The organism is Capsulimonas sp., assembly GCF_039929585.1.
Classification (GTDB): Bacteria; Armatimonadota; Armatimonadia; order Armatimonadales; family Capsulimonadaceae; genus Capsulimonas.
Genome location: NZ_JBDSQY010000117.1, coordinates 1 through 2,710, shown reverse-complemented (window position 1 = coordinate 2,710; position 2,710 = coordinate 1). Strand labels below are relative to the sequence as shown.

Below are 2,710 nucleotides of genomic sequence, written 5' to 3'. Positions count from 1 at the left end.
CCGGAACTCCTCTTGTGACCGGGAAGAGCTTGACGCCTGAAGGCAAGCAGACCAATGTCGGGAGCTTCCCGTCGAATCTTGTCCTGTCTCCGGATGGGAAATACATACTCGTCACCAATTCGGGATTCCGGGAGTACCTTTCCGTCCTGCGCGCTGGCGACGGCGAAATTGTCAGCCAGCTGGATTTTAACAAGCCGAGCAAGGTTGTCAAGAAGAAGAAGCAGGCGCTGTATTACGGCCTTGTCTGCGGTAAGACCGAAGGCGGAATCACGACCGTCTACGCTTCGCGCGGCGGCGAAGGCATGGTGAGCGTGCTGTCTTTGGATGGCGACGGGAAGCTGACGGATACTGGCAAGACGCTGAAGCTCGCGCCGGAGACGGGCGGAGACCTCGCGCATGTCGCGGGCCTCGCCGTGAGCGGCGATGGCGCCTCCTTATATGCCGCCGACAACAGTATCGATCCCAAAAACGAACTGCGCGGCTCTCTGAGAATCTTCGACGCCGTCAGCGGCGCGGAGAAGGCGAATGTCGCCCTGCCTGGCTATCCCTATGCCGTGGCCGCAGTCACGGCGGGCGACGACCGGGACCGTAAGGTTTATGTGACCAGCGAGCAGCGGGCGAACGTTTCGGTGGTGGATCCGTCCACCGGCAAATCCGTGCGGGAAATCGCGACGGGAGCGCAGCCCATCGGCCTTCTGCTGGACAAATCCCAGAGTCGCTTGTTTATCGCGAATGCCGGAAGCGATACCGTCAGCATCATTGATACGCGCACGGATCGTGTGACGCATACCATCTTAATGCGCCCCGACAATGCGCGCGGATTGCCCGGCGCCACGCCTACGGGGCTGGCGCTCTCACCCGACGAAAAGACGCTTTACGTGACGCTGGGCGATATGAACGCCGTCGCTGTGGTAAGCCTGCCCGAAGCGAAGCTGGACGGGTATTTGCCGGTCGGCTGGTATCCCACCGGCGCCGTAGTCTCGCCTGACGGCAAGCGATTGTTTGTCGCCAACGCCAAGGGCGTCGCCGCGCGCAACCCGAACGATACGCCGCATGCTGATCTCACCGAGCGCCCTCAATATATTCAGAATATCATTGAAGGCACGGTCACCACGCTGAACCTGGACGCGCTGCCGCCGCTGAAGGCGATGACGGCGAAGGTGCTGGCGAACAATCAGGGCGCCGCAGGCAAGAGCGCTGATTTCCGCAATCCGGGGATCAAACACGTCTTCTACATCGTCAAGGAAAACCGAACCTACGATCAGGTGCTGGGCGATCTGCCGCAAGGGAACGGCGATCCGGCGCTGGTGCTGTTCGGCCGCGATGTCACCCCGAACCTGCACGCGCTCGCTGAGCGCTTCGTATTGCTCGATAACTTCTACTGCTGCGCGGAAGTGTCCGGAGACGGCTGGAATTGGTCGACCGGCGCGATGGCCTCGGAATACACCGAGCGCAATGTCCCACATAACTACGGCGGTCGTAGGCGCCCGTATGACTTCGAGGGAACCAATAACGGCGTCGCCGTGGACAGGATCGACGCTCCCGACGCCGCCCGCCCGCCCGGCGGCTATATTTGGGATCTCTGCGCGTCCAAGGGCGTCTCTTTCCGCAACTACGGCTTCTTCGCCGACGATCTTGAACTGCCCCGAAAAACGGCTGAGGAGGGAACGGAAGGGCTGGAGAATAGTCCGACCAAAAAGGCGCTTCTCGGAAAGAGCAGCGCCGAATTCCGGCAGTTCGACACCTCTTACGCAGACAGCGAAGCCTGGATCGCCGCAAAGATCGATCCGGCGCCCAAGCAGATGCTCGCTTATGGGAAGTTCAAAGACCCATCGCGTGTTACCGCCTGGAAGCGTGAGTTCGCTCAGTACGTCAAGAACGGCGATCTTCCCAGCTTCTCCATGCTGCGCGTGATGCGCGATCATACGGCGGGCTCCGCAGATGGCGCCTCGTCGGCGCGCGCCATGGTGGCGGACAACGACTACGCCGTTGGCCAGATCGTGGAAACCATCAGCCGCAGCCCCTACTGGAAGTCCTCGGCGATCGTGATCGTGGAAGACGATGCGCAGAACGGCTACGACCATGTGGACGCCCACCGGTCGATTGCCTTCGTGATCAGTCCGTTTATTGAGAAGGGAACGCACGACAGCCGTTTTCACAACACGGACAGCGCCCTGCGCACCATTGAGCTGCTCCTGGGCCTGCCTCCGATGACGCAGTACGACGCCATCGCGCCGCCGATCGACGTCTTCGGCAAAACCGCACTCAACGCCGATCCCTACGCCGCCATTCTTCCAGCCAAGCAGATCCTCGCGGAAGTCAACACAAAGAAGGCGTACCGATCGCAGGACAGCGCCCGCCTCCTCAACCCGCTCAAGGAAGAATCCGCCCCCGACGAGCAGCTCAACGACATCCTGTGGCGCTCCATCAAAGGAACCACGCCGCCGGAGCGTCGTTACACACTGACGACAGCGCGAATCAAGGATGATGACGATTAGGAATTGGCCTTCATCCCCAGCCCCTTCTCCCAATTCTGGGAGAAGGGGAGCTGGAGGGAATTAAGATTTTTTGATCTCAGAGATCTTAACAAAAAGCGCGGAAGTCTCCCCCATTTATGGGGCGAGATGGATAGCGCATCGTCTTTCTGAAGACGATAAATACCAATACCTCGATTGGTATCGCGAAAACACATGAAACCTAAACAGTTTTG

Annotated in this window: 1 protein-coding gene; it reads left to right on the top strand. The window is 59.9% G+C overall.

All coding sequences use genetic code 11. The features are described from left to right. Positions 1 to 2,498 (top strand): alkaline phosphatase family protein (locus ABIZ35_RS08215; RefSeq protein WP_348219402.1); only part of this gene is annotated, 2,498 nt, incomplete at its 5' end. Positions 2,499 to 2,710 lie beyond the last annotated feature (212 nt).